We start from the raw sequence: 17,434 nt of genomic DNA, 5'->3' as shown, positions 1-17,434 counted from the left end.
ATATTCGTTTTGGAGTTTTTTTATTTTATTGATAAATAATCTATTTGTTATCTGTAGTTTAATCTTCAGATAAATATAGTTCAAAAGCGAAGTGTTTCTTGAAAACTACAGCCCCTTTCACCGCTTATCGTGAAATCTATATCCAATCCCCAGCATTAGATTGTTAGGGTCTTTAAACTTACTCAACTGATACCCCACGTGCAAAAACAAATGGCGGGTAACATAAGTTTTGAGAGCCAAAATTTGATAGAAACCTTCCGTATCATCGCCACTATATATCATATTTCGTCCGATACCGGCATTGATGGAGAAAATAGGCATCACCAGTTCTGCCCGAAGAGACAACCCCACCGCAAATTGTTCGCGGAATGGAGGACGATGAAACTTTATATCGTCTCCATAAGTTCCTACTAGTTTATAGTCCTTAATATTAGCACTCTCGTCAAATTGCGCATCCACAGAAAGTCCTGCCCGGAAATAGTTATTGAAATTATACATCGGGGCAAAATTGAGACCAACGATTCCGAACGAACCGGGAACCAAAGTGGGTATCCCTTCTTTAACGAATCCTCTTTTGCGAGTGGCACCGTATACCAACAAGTCATAGCTGACGTGTGGCTTTATGTAAAGACGTTTGGGAGCAATTGCTCCGGACGCCTTATCTTCGGCATTAAAGGTACGTACAATGCCGACTCTCCCTCCGATAGTATTGAGACCTCCATTGGGATAACGCGTATTTCCATTGGAGAAATGAGTGAAGTCCACACCTGCTGCTAGTTTCCACTGTGGATAAAACTGCCAGTTCAAGACAAAGCCCAAATTGATATACGCATTGATTTTAGAACCGATAGCATCATTGTACCAATTGCTGTGTTCGTCATATTGTTTCCAACCGAAAGAAGCACCGAAATTCCATTCATAATCCAACGACAAACGAGATGAAAGTCGTACAATAGGCGCCCCTTGAAAAGCATATACCGCCACCGGATTTCCCAGTTCAGCGGAATTATAAAATGTATTATGCGAAACACCGATGCCCTGATAGGCATGAGGATACAACCTCCCCAAATAGGAATCTTTGCTGAACTGGAAAGCATACTTCAAGTGCAGGGAAAGTGACCGATCGATTTTCTGCCGTTGTGCATTATCGCCTTCGAGGAAACTGTTTGTCGGAGCTACATAGCCCGGACGAACGTCAAAACCGATCTGATGGATGAGGGCATGGTTGGTACTGTCATTCGCTTGTCGGACAGGTTTCACTACTGTCTGAGCATCCAATTTGCAGCCGACTGCTGAGAGCAGCAGCAAGCAGATTATATACAGAGACCGTCTAGTATTCATATTTCTACTCATTTGATATTCTCTTGTTTAACGTAGTTATCCGTAGGTATGGTGCTTTGAAACATACCAGTTATGACTCGTTGCTTCTTGGTCTTAGGATGAATGGCATAAAGGGTATATTCCGTTTCAAACCATTCATACTCTTGCATTAAGGTGATGTGCTGCGTGGTATTAGCCGGGATAAAAATATCTCTATATATATCGGGGAAAGGAAATTCTTGCTCCATAGAAGTATATTGCGCCTGTACCCCGTTCATCACCAAAGACCCATTCTCTATGCTTGGTATCTCTACTGTCAGATTACCATCTCCCAGTAGTTGGAAAGCCTCGGACGTATCGCTTCTGAACGTTACTTTATGGCGAATCCCTTGTACTATCAAGTGCAATGGAGAGGGAGTATTCTCAAAATTAGATCGTACAATATTCACTTCTTCCTCTATTTTTCTTTCACTATAATACGCATTTAAAGAATAAGAAATATGGTCGAACACATATTTGTCCGACGGAGTAATTTGAACATATATTTCTTGTGATTCATACTCATTGCTCACTACAAGCATGAATCTAAAGTAGTCGTTGCGGACGTTTTCGCCCACTGTTATCTTTAGCTCTTTGGGGTTACTGCGTTGAATGATGAAATCAGTCAGCTTTTCATTGCATACAATCTTACCTAATCCTTTCAGGTAGGCATCCTGGTTTCTCATTATCAGATTGTCGTCGGCATCATAAACTTCATATTGATGGGTAAAGTCACTATCGTAAGTATACATCCAAACCAAATCCCAATTGGAGGATGCAAAACGAATAGTTACCTCATCACCATTCCCGTCCAAAGTAAATTCGGAATCGGAAGTCCGGAAGTCGTCGACGAATACATCATCGTTACAACTATAAAGTCCTAATAGAATAAGAATATATGCTGTTAAGTTTACGATTGTTTTCATGTCGGTCGTTATCTAGTTATTTTGTTGACGACAAAAGTAATACATATTTTTAGAAGAGAGTTATTATCTACCCTGTTTTAGTTGCCACATAAAGGAAAATAAACTATTTTTGTTCTCAACATTAAAGAGGGAGCAATTATGGATGCAGCAATAAAGAAAATACCTTATGGGATGACGGACTTCGAGAGAATAATTCTTGAAAACTATTACTATGTAGACAAAACACAATATATCGCCAAAGTAGAAAAAGTGACCTCCTTCTTCTTCTTTGTCCGTCCTCGACGTTTCGGAAAAAGCCTTTTCCTAAACATGCTCGGTTTATACTACGACATCAACCAAAAAGATAAATTCGAGAAAATCTTTGGTAATCTTTATATAGGCAAGCATCCTACGCCTGATCGCAACAAATATCTGGTGCTTACACTCAATTTCAGTAGTGTAGCCGCCAATATGGATCGTTTGGAAGAAACATTCAACACCTATTGCAAAATCGTAATGGATGGATTTGCAGAACGAAATGCTCATCTGTTAGGGAAAGAAGCCGTTGAAAAGCTACATGAATTAAAAACAGGAGATGCCTTATTGGGATCACTGTGCCAAAGCGCCCAAAACAAGGGACAAAAGATATATCTTATCCTCGATGAGTACGATAACTTTGCCAACAATATTCTGGTAGATTATGGTAATGAACGATATCGCAGCATCACTCATGGCAGCGGATTCTTCCGTAGTTTCCTTAAAGTGGTAAAAGACTATTCAAGTTCAGTGATCGAGCGCATCTTCCTTACAGGCGTAAGCCCAGTAACAATGGACGATCTCACTAGCGGATTCAACATTGCGGATAATTATAGCAGTAACTCCGCATTCAACAACATGATAGGTTTCAACGAATACGAAGTACGCGCCTTGATAGATTACTACAAGAGTTGCATAGAACTTCCCCATTCTACGGACGAACTGATAGATATCATGAAACCATGGTATGATAATTATTGCTTCTCCATAGACTCACTGGACGAACCGCCTATGTACAACTCAGACATGGTACTTTACTTCATGAATCGCTACCTACTGAATAAACGTATTCCCAACAACATGCTTGATGCTAATATCCGTACCGACTACAACAAGCTGCGCCACCTCATCCACGTAGACAAAACTTTTGGTGAGAATGCGAGCGTCGTACAAGAAATTGTTGAGAAAGGCTCTACTACCGGAATTATCATCGATAGTTTTCCAGCCGAGGACATCGTTAAAACAAGGAACTTTAAAAGCCTACTCTACTATTACGGCATGCTAACCATCAGCGGAATGGAAATGGGTGAGCCCATACTGAGCGTCCCCAACTGGGCAGTGCGCGAACAACTTTACGGTTACATGGCAGACATCTACAAAGATTCCGCCGACCTATATCTGGAGACAGATAAGCTGGTGGACCGAATGAAACGAATGGCATACAAAGGAGAATGGGAAAATTGCTTCACATACATTGCCGACCGCTTGAATGCCCAAAGCAGTGTTCGCGACTTCATAGAAGGTGAAGCTTATGTAAAAACCTTTATTTTGGCTTACCTCGGATTGACACATTATTATATTGCCCGTCCCGAATATGAAAGCAACAAAGGATATGCGGATATCTTTCTGCAACCTCGCCTGCTGCAACTTCCCGACATGGTATACAGCTACTGTATCGAAGTGAAATATGCAAAACGGGATGCTTCTGACACCGAGATAGAAAAATTGCTGTCCAATGCAAAAATACAACTGAAACAGTATGCAGCAAGCGAATGGATTCATCAAGACAAAGGGACTACAGAATTAAAGAGTATCGCATTAGTATTCCAAGGCTGGAAACTGGTGAGAGTGGAAGAAGTATAAACTGCTAATCAAACAATTCTTTCAGCACATCCAGCGACTTTAATGCAGGAAAATCCGGCAGATGCAAACGATAATAATCATTCATAATCGTCAGGCAGCGAGTGCGTTCCGCACGGCTCATGCCAAATAGATGCATCGTCTCATAATTCATGCGCATCAGCTGGCGAAGACGTCCAGCCTCTTCGGGATTAATATAAGAAGAATGCAACTGCGGACGAGTAGAAGTGAAACAGGCATTCAGCAAATCAAAGTAATCACCGGTGTGATAATCCTCCAGATTCGGATACAACCCCAAAAAACGGGAAAGACGCATCAGAAAAACCAGATGGAAATTGGCAAACCCTTCGCGACATTCGTCCAGCCAAATGACAGAATGCTGCAAATAAGCGAACAACGGACGGTTTTCAGCCTCTTCACGGATAGCACGATACAGAAACTCTGCCAGAAAAAGTGCCATTGAAGACTTGTACGGGTCATAAGGAATGGAGGTAAAAGGATAAAAAGACTTCGCCTCTTTTACCCGATAGAGAGTGGCATTCGGACGATAATCCGCCTCAAACTCAATGAAAGACAAAGGCTGGAAGAGCACTGACTTGACTGCCGCCTTCCGCGAACGGGGTACAGGAACGAGAAAAGAAGTCCGCCCGGATAACTCCGTGTACATATCTACAATGATAGAAGTATCATTATATTTAAGCGTATGTAGAACTATTCCTTTCGTCTTTTGCAGCATAGCGCACTCCTCTTTTTATCATTCCGGAACAAAACTACAAAAAAATGTCTGGCATTCGGGAGCTTTTTAGAGGCGTTAACAACAAAAAAGATTGCTATTTTTGTTATACTCCCTGAAGAACAAGTAAATATAGACAAGAGTATGAAAAGAAAAAGTAATAAAAACAGCTTTACCGGATGCGCAAAAGCATACATCCGGAATCTACAAGAAGAGGGTCGTTACTCGACGGCACATGTATACAAAAATGCAATTCTGATTTATACATGAAGCAGAAGGTGCAAATAATACACCTGGCTATATCTATAAACACTTTACTTTTCTCATAATTCACAACTATACTCCTTAACCTTTATATATAATAAGGTGTAAATATAGCACATTATTCATAGTCTTATAGACGAAGATATTTTTTTCGAAAAATCGCAATCTCATATTTTATTGAAAATCAAGCACTATAGCCCCACCCCACAGAAAAAAAGAGAAAAAACTACATATTTTTTTCATGAATTGTTTGTCAGTTTCAAAAAAGTTCCTACCTTTGCATCCGCAATCGAGAAACAAACACTGATTCGAGAGAGCAAAAAGCAGAAATGCAACAACAGGATGGCCCGTTCGTCTATCGGTTAGGACGCAAGATTTTCATTCTTGAAAGGGGGGTTCGATTCCCCCACGGGCTACAAGTAAAAAGAATAAAGAACTAAAAAAATAGATTAGTCGAAATGGCAAATCACAAATCATCACTGAAGAGAATCAGACAAGAAGAGACAAGAAGACTTCATAACAGATATTATGGTAAGACCATGAGAAATGCTGTTAGAAAACTTCGTGCAACTACTGACAAAAAAGAAGCTGTTGCAATGTATCCTGGCATCACTAAGATGTTGGACAAGTTAGCTAAAACAAATGTTATTCACAAAAACAAAGCTAACAATCTGAAATCTAAGCTGGCTCTTTACATCAACAAGCTCGCTTAATAATAGAAAAATAACAATTCTATATAGCATTTAGGCTGAACTTTTAAGTTCGGCCTTTTGTGTTTATAAACCATTGAATATCAGATTACTTTCCCATTCACTAATTCCGCTTTTATTCTGCATTTTTCGCCTCCGAAACTTCGCCAACTCGACAATTTTCACTATATTTGCTCTGTTATTATAACTTAGAAAGGCAATTATGAGCGAAGAACAAATCACTCCCAATAACGGGTCTTATTCTGCGGATAGCATCCAGGTATTGGAAGGTCTTGAAGCAGTGAGAAAACGCCCTGCGATGTACATCGGTGACATCAGCATAAAGGGACTTCACCACTTGGTATACGAAATCGTTGATAACTCCATTGACGAGGCACTGGCCGGGTATTGCGACCACATCGAAGTGACAATCAACGAAGATAATTCAATCACCGTACAGGACAACGGACGTGGTATTCCGGTCGACTATCATGAAAAAGAAAAGAAGTCGGCACTGGAAGTAGCGATGACCGTTCTGCACGCCGGAGGTAAATTCGACAAAGGGTCGTATAAAGTTTCCGGAGGTTTGCACGGTGTAGGTATGTCTTGCGTAAATGCACTGTCAACACACATGACTACACAGGTATTCCGCAATGGTAAAATCTATCAGCAGGAATATGAAATCGGTAAGCCGCTTTATTCTGTGAAAGAAGTGGGTGTATCGGATATTACAGGAACCCGCCAACAATTCTGGCCGGATGATACAATCTTTACCGAAACGGTATATGATTATAAAATACTGGCTTCACGTCTGCGTGAGCTGGCATACTTGAATGCAGGTCTCCGCATTTCACTGACCGACCGTCGGGTAGTGAATGAAGAAGACGGCAGCTTCAAGAGTGAAGTATTCTATTCCGAAGAAGGGCTGAGAGAGTTTGTACGCTTCATCGAGTCTTCACGTGAACACTTGATCAACGACGTTATCTATCTGAACTCTGAGAAGCAGGGAATACCTATTGAAATAGCCATCATGTACAATACAGGATTCTCCGAAAATGTACATTCCTATGTCAATAATATCAATACAATCGAAGGAGGTACGCATCTTGCCGGTTTCCGCCGTGCACTGACCCGTACGCTGAAGAAATACGCCGAAGACAGCAAGATGCTGGAAAAGGTGAAAGTTGAAATCTCGGGAGACGACTTCCGCGAAGGTCTGACTGCCGTTATTTCCGTTAAAGTTGCCGAACCACAGTTCGAGGGACAGACCAAAACGAAGTTGGGTAACAACGAAGTAATGGGTGCCGTAGACCAGGCTGTCGGTGAAGTACTGGCTTACTACCTGGAAGAACATCCAAAGGAGGCAAAAACGATTGTAGACAAGGTAATCCTTGCTGCCACAGCACGCCACGCAGCAAGAAAAGCCCGTGAAATGGTACAACGCAAGTCTCCGATGTCCGGAGGCGGTCTGCCGGGTAAGCTGGCCGACTGTTCGGATAAAGACCCCTCAAAATGCGAATTGTTCCTCGTCGAGGGAGACTCGGCAGGTGGTACTGCCAAGCAAGGACGTAACCGTATGTTCCAGGCCATCCTTCCGCTACGCGGTAAGATTCTGAACGTCGAAAAAGCGATGTATCACAAAGCACTGGAAAGCGATGAAATCCGCAATATATATACGGCACTGGGTGTCACTATCGGAACAGAAGACGACAGCAAAGAGGCTAACATCGAAAAGCTGCGCTATCACAAGATTATCATCATGACCGATGCCGACGTCGATGGTTCTCACATCGACACACTGATCATGACATTCTTCTTCCGTTATATGCCGCAGATTATTCAGAACGGTTATCTATACATCGCTACTCCCCCGCTCTACCTCTGCAAAAAGGGTAAAGTAGAAGAGTATTGCTGGACAGACGCGCAACGCCAGAAGTTTATCGATACCTATGGCGGCGGTCTGGAAAATGCGGTTCATACACAGCGCTACAAAGGTTTGGGTGAAATGAACGCCCAGCAGTTGTGGGAAACAACAATGGACCCCGACAACCGTATGCTGAAGCAAGTAAACATCGATAATGCCGCTGAAGCCGATTACATCTTCTCCATGCTAATGGGTGAAGACGTAGGTCCGCGCCGCGAGTTTATCGAAGAGAATGCAACATATGCGAATATCGATACATAATTTTAATATTACGTTTTTATAAACCAACCTCACATCTTACAACGAAGAAGCGTCGGCAAGCGAAGGAAAATCCTCCGTGCCGGCGCTTTTCTATGTCTTAATAAAACCTAACAGTTAAATCTTTTTCCGGTCAAAATCACTATCTTGCCGAAAATGAAGGAGGACACTTATGAAAACGACTACCCCAAATCCTGTATTTGCCAAGATCAGGCTCTATCTCAGAATTCTGGCATCCTGTGTGATTGTCACTTGCCTGTTCCTGATTATTATCCATCCGGAGGCATGGATTACTCCGGCTTGCATTATCGTAGCTATGATCTGCCTGTTATTTCTTCTGATACGATCCAAACGCAAAGAGTCGAGGAGATGAGAGAAACATCAGATCATATCATGCGCCTTTAATTCCTTCACTGCGACTTCCAGTTCCTGATACCACTTCTCACCGAATTTACGGATCAGAGGTTCTTTCAAGAATTGGTAGACAGCCACGTTTTCTTTTTTCCCCAGCAACACAGCCGCCTTACACACATCCCAACGATGATAGTTCACCGCCTTATAAGGTCCGTAATCTCCAATCCGGATGGGATAGAGATGGCATGATACCGGTTTGTAAAAGTCCGTCTTGCCATCCCGATAAGCCTTTTCGATGGCACAGTAACAACATCCTTTCTCGTCATAGCAAGTAAAGACGCAATCCTTATTATTAACAATAGAAGTCACCAGATCACCTTCCTGATCCGTGTATACCACTCCTTGCTTCTCAATGACAGCACGCGCTTCCGGCGACAGCTCTTCCCATATTATCGGCAGAACCTCTTCCAGCTTTTCGACTTCATCCAATTCCACAGGTGCCCCTGCATCCCCTTCAACGCAACATTCGCCCTTACAGGCGTCCAGATTACAAAGGAATTTTTCCCGAAGGACATCGAAGCTCACTACTACATCTTCTATCTGAATCATAATTTCATTCTTATGTTAAGCCCACAAAAGTACGAAAAAGTAGTAAAAGAGATTTTAAATTACTGCATTTGTATATAGTAAACACTAAAAAATCATCTATGAGAGCACTATTCTGGATATTATTAATTGTCTCTTCGAACTGCTGGGGGCAAACTTGGAAAGAATTTAATCCTACATTGGGTAAAACAATCGACCTAAGTAGAGAAGGAGAAAAAGCATTCATCAAAGGACTTGAAAATGATGAACCCATTGATGGAAAAGACAATTACTAAAAAACTAGAGACATTATGAATGTTAGTCAAACTAATGGATGACGGACTTTACAGAGTTTTTTGCTTTCTCTTTTATCCATTCTACTTTAGAAGATGGTACTTTCACCTTTTTCTTCAAAATAATTTCTGCAATTTGAATTGTTTTCTTTTCTTCCCCCTTCAACTGATACAACTTCATTAATTCATACAATGGGACAAATCGAGCCGGGCACATCAAAGAAGCTAACTTCAAATGCTTTTCAGCGTTATCATATTGAGTCGTATTTATACAATTATCAGCCATCAGCAATTGTAAATTATAATCAGCCCAAAGTTCACTACATTGCTCTGCCATCTCTTGACTTTGATTGTAATATTTTCCATAATTAAGTTCAGCAGCATAATTATAGAGAAACAAATAATTGTCTCCTAATTTAGGCAACAACTCATTATAACGAGCAAAAGTCATATCTGTTTGCTTTATTAATGAAGATTTAGCCGTGCGGTTCCATGCTGTGGTATAGAGTATATGTCGGGTTATATAAATGAAAGCCGCCAATGATAAACCGATTATCAACAGACACATACTTCTCCGAAGCCATTGAGGATATTTAGCTATATATCCGGCGTGAAAAATAATAACATATATACTGTATATCATCATCACCCATACAAAAGGATAAGATAGCGGATAAGAAAAGCAAGCAAAAACAGCAATGCCTATCAAGCAAACGGTTGCAATATTAGTTTCGAGACAAGAATTACGTCGATAACATTTCCACAAAAAATAAACAAAAGTAAGAAAAAGAAGAAAACCTATTAGACCATAATTTACAACCAACAATATATATTCATTAAATGGATGTTTAACATCACCTGCTAACATCGCATATTTACTATCAGTATCTCGCGCAAAATATTCAGCCTGATAATTCATATAATTAGCCAAAAAGCCTCCACTTCCATATCCTGTAACCGGGTTGTCTTTTATCATTAGCGCGGAACATTTCCAAATGAGCAGACGACCGTCTGCCGAGTCTTTTTTAAAGAAATACAGCAAAGTTACAAATACCGGAAATAGTAATAAAAGTAACAACAAATATTTCTTTCGAGAACCTATTTCTGTTTTCTGTAAAAAACAAACAATACACATTACCGCAATACTTAATATCCCTGCTCGTGAACCGGACAATACAACAACTATTATAACACATAGCCCGGCAAGAATAACACTCCCCCTTATTAGTTTTGAACAATAATGCATATAAATATAAAACACTGCAGGAAATCCAGCGCAAAGGGAAGCGGTATATCCGGCAGGATTATCGAAACTGCCACTAAGACCTAAATAAGAATGAAATGGAATAATATGAGTATATTGCAATATCCCATGCATCACTAAAACAACATCAGATAGAAGAACAATGATATAGAAAGATGGCAGTAACTTATTCAGACTCCATGAAAAAGAGGACATACTAAAAGTACTGTTTGCTATTAGAAATAGTAATAAAAGGATAATGGAAGCATACCATTTATCCCCTATAGTAATAATCGGACTCTCTATCTGCAAGAATAGAGAATTGGCACATAAAAGAAATGCCAGTATATAGAGAACCTTATATCTCATACCAATCTTAGGCAGCAGTCTCCTTCCAGTCATTTTGTTAAAGTATTATCATCACATTTTATTTTCAACTTTAAATTTATTATTTCATTTTATCTCAAATTCTCTTGTTTCGTACACCATTTCTCCTTCCTCTGTCAAGCCCTCAATTACCACTTTATATGTGGTAGCCTTATCTGCTGAATAAAATAAAAAATCACATTCTCCTGATGAATCTGTTTGTAAGCTAGGATTCCAATAAAGTGTAGAACGAAAATCCGGTATCAACGCATTATCCTTATTGCCTTTATCATATTTGGGAGAATAGAAAGCTACTGGTTCTTGGTATCCTCCAGAGGGATAAACATCCGTTTGAATATCATCAAGCTTGCCATAGCCCTTAAATCGTTGTTCAATAGAACATAAATGTAATAAAGGATCCAATATTACGCCTGGATAAAGTACTAATTCAAGAATGGCAACAGAAGTATGCTGCTCATATTCCCATAAATACAAATAAGGCTTTAGGATTTTTTTTCTATCAATACTATTTAAAGAAATAACTTGAATATCACTCAATGACAAATAATTAAGAATTCCAGCATTGGAATGCATGTTACCATTTATCATTAACACAAGAGGCATATCTTTATAAAAACATGCCCAAGCATTCATTATCTTCACAGAAGCTTTACAAGATCCTTTCATTGTTGAGGTATAATATGGATATTTGAATTTAACTCCCATATAGTCAACCAATTCCCACATATTCTTAAATTTAAACTTTGCTATCTCCCTTAAGGTCAATCTCTTATTCAGTAATTTGGATTTAACCGTCACCTGATTTAATAAATAATCACTCATACCAACCGGATACACCATATCCCGCTGAATTCCACCGGATATTTCTGACAGAAACGGCTGTGGCACTGTTTTGTCTGACAGAATATACAGTTGGTCCTTATCGAGAATTATTTCTGCCTTATTACGCCCATAATTTTCACCTTTCCGTATGAACCGCTTGCCTATCATCCCAATAGGAACGCCTTCCGCAAACTCAACACTATCCACTCGAAACGCTCCATCTTGACCAAGTTTTATTACCCTATTAAGACCGAACTCCAAATTCCTCACGTACACATCATAACGGCTTTTACCTTCTCCTTTCTCATTTTTCAGCCTTCCTGATAAGGAGGTAAACTTCTCCGGCTCCATTACAGGTCTTTCAAAGTTTCCTTTTATAATCTCCGGCAATCGGTATCTCTTCCATCCGTGTATCATAAGAAGCAAGTCCAGTGCCTTTTCAGCCTCGGGATTATCCGTTTGCAAATAAAAAGACGGAGTTTCAATTCTCCCCTTCAATTCGGATGAAAGCAGCAAAGTAGACAAAATAGAATGTGTGGTATCCGCAACTGCCATGGACTTGTCTGTGATTGCAACAGAAAGGTTACCCTTTACAGGATTGCCATTCATATCCGTAAGCAACAGGCTCGTGCGAACCGGTGTTCTTTTTCCATAACTGTTTTTATCATTCTCCATTTTACACACAATGGTCTTCCGGTAAGGAATAAAACCCAGCCTTTCACTTAATACATTATAATTCTTATCCAACAACAGACATTGAACGATTCCGGACGGATACTGATCTTTTGCAATAGTGATTATGTCGCCTTTATCGGACAGTAACCATCGCGCACAAATCATTTTTCCACGTACATGCGCCAGCAATAGAAGTTTCTCGTGAGGTGAATGTAAAGCGGAATTTATGGATATCTGTATATCTTTTTTTCGACTCTGCACAACGATTCCGTATGCTGATTCCTGCACTTGTGGCAGTTCAAAGTTTTTTCTTATACCCTGTTTATTAAGCACTTGCACGCTATACTTTTTTCCACTTTTGGGAGTAAAGGTAAATGCCCCCATTCCGGCATACAGAGTTTTACTCTCTGCCATCACATTCCCCTGTTCATCTATCAATTGTAAGGTGGCATCTATGCTATTGCCACTAACATCCAGCACTTTATAAGCAGTCCGACAAGGCGTATCCGCCAACAAGTGTCCCCCCTCCGGGTAAAAAGTGACATCATAATCCTCCATCCCCGTACTGATAGCGGCATATTGTCGAAAAGTATTGTTTCGGACATCGGTCATATCCAGCCGTACACAAGCGTCGGGAGTTACTTTTTTATTGCGAATGCTCAGCTCTATTTTTTTTTCTTTATCCAGTTTGACAGAGACTGCTTTTCCCTTATCGCAAACAGCTTTCACTTTTTTCAACGGGATTTGCTCCTGCCTGTTATTCCAAAGTTGAAGTTGCAATTCTGTATTTTCTTCATGTGATGATGTTTTGCTGCAAGCTTTCAAGTGCGTAGTCTCCCAATTACTTGCCATCGCGATGCAGACTTCCCTTTTAAATACCAGCTGATTCTTTTCCGAAAGCATATAGCGGGTATAAGCAAGAAGAGCATACTTTCCACCTGGCAGACCTTCGGGGAGGGAGATATATCCATGAAATTGATTCATATCATCCGGTCTAACTTTTGCCCTACCCACTGTTTCATTCTCCGGATTGACCAGTTCGACATATACATATCGGCTTAGCCGAATAGGAATATGAGAAGACGCATTGACCATGTAGGCTTTGAACCACAAAGTGTCGCCGGGAAGGTAGCACGAACGGTCGATGTGAATATGCAATTTTTCCTTGGGATAGATACGAAACTGTTCTGTCATACAATGGGCAATAGTATCGAATGATACTATTGTCTGTGCAGACAGGGAGTGGACGGTCAATGAAATCAGGGCAAAGCAGCAGATTTTCTTATATTTATTTATTAAATCCTTCATAATAATCAGTTTAACCAACGACCAAAACAATCATTCCATTAAATATACCAAACAATGAATAGGATACTTGAAATTAAACCTCCTAATTCTTTATTCGATACAATGTAAATAAAGAGAATTTTAAAACTTCAAATTGAATATAATCTCTTAAGTTCCTTCATTAAAGAAGTTATAATACAAGTCATATTACCAAGAAGTCTCATGCCAACTAAGACTAGCATTCCACTCTTGTGCTACAGGTAGCCATGTAAGCATTAGCGTATAATTATAATTTTCATCAACCGAATAAATCTGCCAGCCCGAATATCTAGAAACAGTTATATTTATACTAAAATAAAGACTACCTTTACTATAGCCTGTATTAGGATTGATATCTGGAAAACCACATATATACTCAGGGTCTCTAGTAGTAAAAGTGCAATTCACATTATCGGATTTCCAATATCCTGCAATATCTTGCCAGCATTCAATCTCAATGTCTCGAACTGTATAAGTTGCCCAATGTGTAAAATCGAACTCTTCCTTGTAAACAGTTCTTGTTCTTGAAAAATTCTTTTTTTCAGAATTACATTTAACTTTCACTACCAAATGACCATCTGGCTTCAGCTCTATATTTTCTGAAGGTATTTGAATCGAACCGGAGCGTTCCCTATTTTTATACGCTGCTAAAAAAAGAGATGCCTCCTTTTCAGTCATTGGAGGATTAACTGGTTTACTACTAAGTTTTTCCACTTTAAACCCCGCTTCTCTAAACATTTCTGCTACTCTATCTTCTTCACTTAATTCCGTATTATCTTCTTCGAAATTAGAAATACAACCCTGCATAAAAAGGCAGGGTATCAAAGCAGTTAAGAGTACTAATAACAATTTATGTTTCATCTTTATGATTTTTAGAATAAGTTATGAGCTAATTTAATTTTACATACCGAATCAAGTATCTGCATCTCATACAAATCTTAGACAGTAGCCCACCGTCTATCTTGCAAAAGCATAATCTTTACATTTAAATTTATTGTTTCATTTTATTACCAACTCTCTTATTTCGTACACTATTTCTCCTTCCTCTGTCATACCTTCAATCAACACTTTATATGTGGTAATCCTGTCTGCGGAATAGAAAGAAAAATTACATTTCCCTGATAAATCTGTTTGTAAGTTAGGATTCCAATAGAGTGTAGAGCGAAAATCCGGTATCAACACATCATTATTATTACCTTTTTCATATTTAGGAGAATAAAATGCTATCGGTTCTTGATATCCTCCAAAGGGATAAACATCCGTTTGAATATCAAGTTTGCCATAACCCTTTATACGTTTATCAATGCCATTAACATATTCTAAAGATTCAACATCAACATCAGAATGAAGTTTTAATTCAAGAATGGCCACTGAGGTATGGTGTTCATAGCTCCGTGCATAGCTGTATAATCCCAAAAACTTTTCTCTACCAATACTATATAAATGAATCGCGCAAAGATCACTCAAAGATAAATAGTTAAAAATCCCAGGATCCAGAAGTGGGATATAGCCGTTTACAATTAATGCAAGTGGCATATCTTTATAAAGACACTTCCAACTACCCCACAATGTGACACCAATATGACAACGTCCTTGCATTAATGAATCAATGAATGGATAACTAAATTTCATTCCTAAATATTCCATTAATTCCCACACATTCTTTAATTTAAGTCTCGCAATCTCCCTTGAATTTAAACTCTTATTTAGTGCATCCGACTTAACTGTCACCTGTTTTAAGAAATAATTACTCATACCAGCCGGATATATTATATCCCGCCGGATACCACTGGACATTTCCGAAAGAACAGGTTGTGGAACTGTTCTGTCGGAAATATTATATGTCTGTTCCTTATCCAGAATTATTTCTGTTTTATTACGCCCGTAAGTTTCTCCTTTCCGTATAAATCGCTGGCCGATCATTCCGATGGGAGTATCTTCCGCAAATTCAAGGCTATCAAGCCGGAATGCACCATCCGGACCGGGGGTTATCGTCTTATTCAGTCCGAATTCCAGATTTCTCACGTAAACTTCATAACGGCTTTTACCATCACCTATCTTATCTTTTAGCCTTCCAGATAAGGAAGTAAATCGCTCCGGCTCCATTGCTGGTTTCTCAAAGTTACCTTTTATGATCTCCGGCAGTCGGTATCTTTTCCATCCGTGTATCATAAGAAGCAAGTCCAATGCCTTTTCAGCCTCAGGATTATCCGTTTGCAAATAAAAAGACGGAGTTTCAATTCTCCCCTTCAGTTCGGATGAAAGCAGCAAAGTAGACAAAATAGAATGTGTGGTATCCGCAACACACATGGAGCCGTCTGTGATTGAGACAGAAAGGTTACCCTTTACTGGATTACCGTTTACATCAACGAGCGACAGATTCGTGTGAATCAGTTCCCTTTTCCCATAGCTATCCTTGTCATTTCTCACTTTACACATTATAGCCTTTCGATAAGGAATAAAGCCAAGCCTTTCGCTTAATACATTATAATTCTTATCCAACAGCAGACATTGAACGATTCCAGACGGATACTGATCTTTTGCAATAGTGATTATGTCGCCTTTATCAGACAGTAACCATTGCGCACAAATCATTTTTCCACGTACATGCGCCAGCAATAGAAGTTCCTCGTGAGGCGAGTGTAAAGCGGAATTTATGGATATCTGCATATCTTCTTGATGGTCTTTTATGACAATTCCATAAGCAGATGATTGCACCGGAGGAAGTTCAAAGACTTTCTTTACCCCTTGCTTGTTGAATGCTTGTACGATATACCTTTTTCCACTTTCCGGAGTAAAGGTAAATACTCCCATTCCGGAGTGCAGCGTTTCACTTGTTGCCATTACATTTCCCTGTTCATCCATTAATTGCAAGGTAGCTGCTATACTATTACCACTAATATCAAGCACTTTATAAGCTGTTCTACAAGGGGTACCCTCCAACAAGTAGCCTCCCTCAGGATAGAACGTGACATCATAATCTTCTGTTCCTGTACTTATCGCAGCATACTGTCTGAAAACGTTGTTCCGGATATCCGTCATATCGATTCGCATACAAGCCTCGGACGTCACTTTTTCATTTTGAATACGCAACTCTATCTTTCCTTCGTCATACAGTTTTGCAGAAACCGGCTTCCCCTTGTTACAAACGGCTTTCACTCTTTTCAAGGGTATCTGTTTCTGGCTATTGTCCCAAAGCTGGAGTTGCGCACCCGTGATTTCACCATGAGGTGACAAGATATTCGCTTTCAAGTGTGCAGTCTCCCAATTGCTTGCCAGGGCGATACAGACGTCCCTTTTAAAGACAGGCTGATTCTCTTCAAAAAGCATATAGCGGGTATAAGCTAGCAGGGAATAGTTCCCACCGGGCAGATCCTCGGGGATAGAGATGTATCCATGAAACTGATTCATTTCATCCGGTCTGATTTTTACCCTGTCTATTGTTTCATTCTCCGGATTGACCAATTCAACATATACATATCGGCTCAACCGGATGGGAATATGAGAAGACACATTGACCATGTAGGCTTTGAACCACAAAGTGTCTCCGGGAAGGTAGCACGAACGATCGATATGAACGTGCAATTTTTCCTTGGGATACATATTAAGCTGCTCGGCCATACGGCTGGTTATAGTATCAAATGATACTTTTTCCTGTGCCGGAAGTGAGGGGACAACTAATAAAATTAAAATGAGGCTACAAATTATCTTATACATATTC

Annotated in this window: 13 protein-coding genes, 1 tRNA gene and 1 pseudogene; 7 read left to right on the top strand and 8 right to left on the bottom strand. The window is 39.8% G+C overall.

The window, feature by feature from the left end:
- Window positions 1-117 precede the first annotated feature (117 nt).
- Together ACHLI0_RS15230 and ACHLI0_RS15225 are read right to left on the bottom strand one after the other, a co-directional pair.
- Window positions 118-1,353 carry an acyloxyacyl hydrolase gene (locus ACHLI0_RS15230; RefSeq protein ID WP_055222058.1) on the bottom strand — a complete coding sequence of 412 codons (1,236 nt, stop codon included), beginning with the start codon at window positions 1,351-1,353 and terminating at the stop codon, window positions 118-120.
- On the bottom strand, window positions 1,350-2,285 hold the full coding sequence (locus tag ACHLI0_RS15225) for a hypothetical protein (RefSeq protein ID WP_490749532.1): 936 nt from the start codon (window positions 2,283-2,285) through the stop codon (window positions 1,350-1,352). The genes ACHLI0_RS15230 and ACHLI0_RS15225 overlap by 4 nt, the downstream gene beginning before the upstream one ends.
- Before the next feature lie 138 nt (window positions 2,286-2,423).
- On the opposite strand from ACHLI0_RS15225, the gene ACHLI0_RS15220 reads away from it, so the two are divergent.
- On the top strand, window positions 2,424-4,163 hold the full coding sequence (locus tag ACHLI0_RS15220; RefSeq protein ID WP_055222063.1) for an ATP-binding protein: 1,740 nt from the start codon (window positions 2,424-2,426) through the stop codon (window positions 4,161-4,163).
- Window positions 4,164-4,167: 4 nt separating this feature from the next.
- On the opposite strand, the gene recO is transcribed toward ACHLI0_RS15220, so the two are convergent.
- The gene (gene recO, locus ACHLI0_RS15215; RefSeq protein WP_008763694.1) at window positions 4,168-4,896 is read right to left on the bottom strand and encodes a DNA repair protein RecO; all 729 of its coding nucleotides are present in this window, start codon (window positions 4,894-4,896) and stop codon (window positions 4,168-4,170) included.
- A 141-nt stretch (window positions 4,897-5,037) separates the two neighbouring features.
- Between recO and ACHLI0_RS15210 the strand changes: the two are divergent.
- The 5 genes and pseudogenes from ACHLI0_RS15210 to ACHLI0_RS15190 all read left to right on the top strand — a co-directional run.
- Window positions 5,038-5,160, top strand: a pseudogene (locus ACHLI0_RS15210) (integrase); the annotation flags it as partial.
- A gap of 341 nt (window positions 5,161-5,501) precedes the next feature.
- Window positions 5,502-5,573 (top strand) — tRNA-Glu (locus tag ACHLI0_RS15205).
- A gap of 42 nt (window positions 5,574-5,615) precedes the next feature.
- Window positions 5,616-5,870, top strand: a complete 255-nt coding sequence (gene rpsT, locus ACHLI0_RS15200; protein ID WP_008767624.1) for a 30S ribosomal protein S20 — start codon at window positions 5,616-5,618, stop codon at window positions 5,868-5,870.
- 199 nt (window positions 5,871-6,069) lie between these two features.
- The gene (gene gyrB, locus ACHLI0_RS15195) at window positions 6,070-8,031 is read left to right on the top strand and encodes a DNA topoisomerase (ATP-hydrolyzing) subunit B (protein WP_008763685.1); all 1,962 of its coding nucleotides are present in this window, start codon (window positions 6,070-6,072) and stop codon (window positions 8,029-8,031) included.
- A 169-nt stretch (window positions 8,032-8,200) separates the two neighbouring features.
- The gene (locus tag ACHLI0_RS15190) at window positions 8,201-8,401 is read left to right on the top strand and encodes a hypothetical protein (RefSeq protein WP_258894380.1); all 201 of its coding nucleotides are present in this window, start codon (window positions 8,201-8,203) and stop codon (window positions 8,399-8,401) included.
- 8 nt (window positions 8,402-8,409) lie between these two features.
- Here ACHLI0_RS15190 and ACHLI0_RS15185 read toward each other — a convergent pair whose 3' ends face one another.
- The gene (locus ACHLI0_RS15185) at window positions 8,410-8,991 is read right to left on the bottom strand and encodes a DUF3109 family protein (protein ID WP_490749531.1); all 582 of its coding nucleotides are present in this window, start codon (window positions 8,989-8,991) and stop codon (window positions 8,410-8,412) included.
- 98 nt (window positions 8,992-9,089) lie between these two features.
- Between ACHLI0_RS15185 and ACHLI0_RS15180 the strand changes: the two genes are divergently transcribed.
- Entirely contained in the window at window positions 9,090-9,263 is a 174-nt protein-coding gene (locus ACHLI0_RS15180; RefSeq protein ID WP_258894378.1) for a hypothetical protein, read from the top strand.
- Window positions 9,264-9,294: 31 nt separating this feature from the next.
- Here the strand turns inward: ACHLI0_RS15180 and ACHLI0_RS15175 are convergent, their stop codons facing one another.
- The 4 genes from ACHLI0_RS15175 to ACHLI0_RS15160 all read right to left on the bottom strand — a co-directional run bounded on the left by ACHLI0_RS15175 (window position 9,295) and on the right by ACHLI0_RS15160 (window position 17,430).
- Window positions 9,295-10,905, bottom strand: coding sequence for an O-antigen ligase family protein (locus ACHLI0_RS15175; RefSeq protein ID WP_490749530.1), 1,611 nt, complete (start codon window positions 10,903-10,905; stop codon window positions 9,295-9,297).
- Between the two features lie 51 nt (window positions 10,906-10,956).
- The gene (locus tag ACHLI0_RS15170; protein WP_490749529.1) at window positions 10,957-13,695 is read right to left on the bottom strand and encodes a hypothetical protein; all 2,739 of its coding nucleotides are present in this window, start codon (window positions 13,693-13,695) and stop codon (window positions 10,957-10,959) included.
- A gap of 186 nt (window positions 13,696-13,881) precedes the next feature.
- Complete coding sequence (locus ACHLI0_RS15165) at window positions 13,882-14,574, bottom strand: hypothetical protein (RefSeq protein ID WP_490749528.1); 693 nt, start codon at window positions 14,572-14,574, stop codon at window positions 13,882-13,884.
- A gap of 138 nt (window positions 14,575-14,712) precedes the next feature.
- Complete coding sequence (locus ACHLI0_RS15160) at window positions 14,713-17,430, bottom strand: hypothetical protein (protein ID WP_490749527.1); 2,718 nt, start codon at window positions 17,428-17,430, stop codon at window positions 14,713-14,715.
- Between the last annotated feature and the right edge of the window lie 4 nt (window positions 17,431-17,434).

This window comes from Bacteroides sp. RCH18 (assembly GCF_058231005.1).
This window is presented reverse-complemented; position numbering and strand designations above follow the sequence as displayed.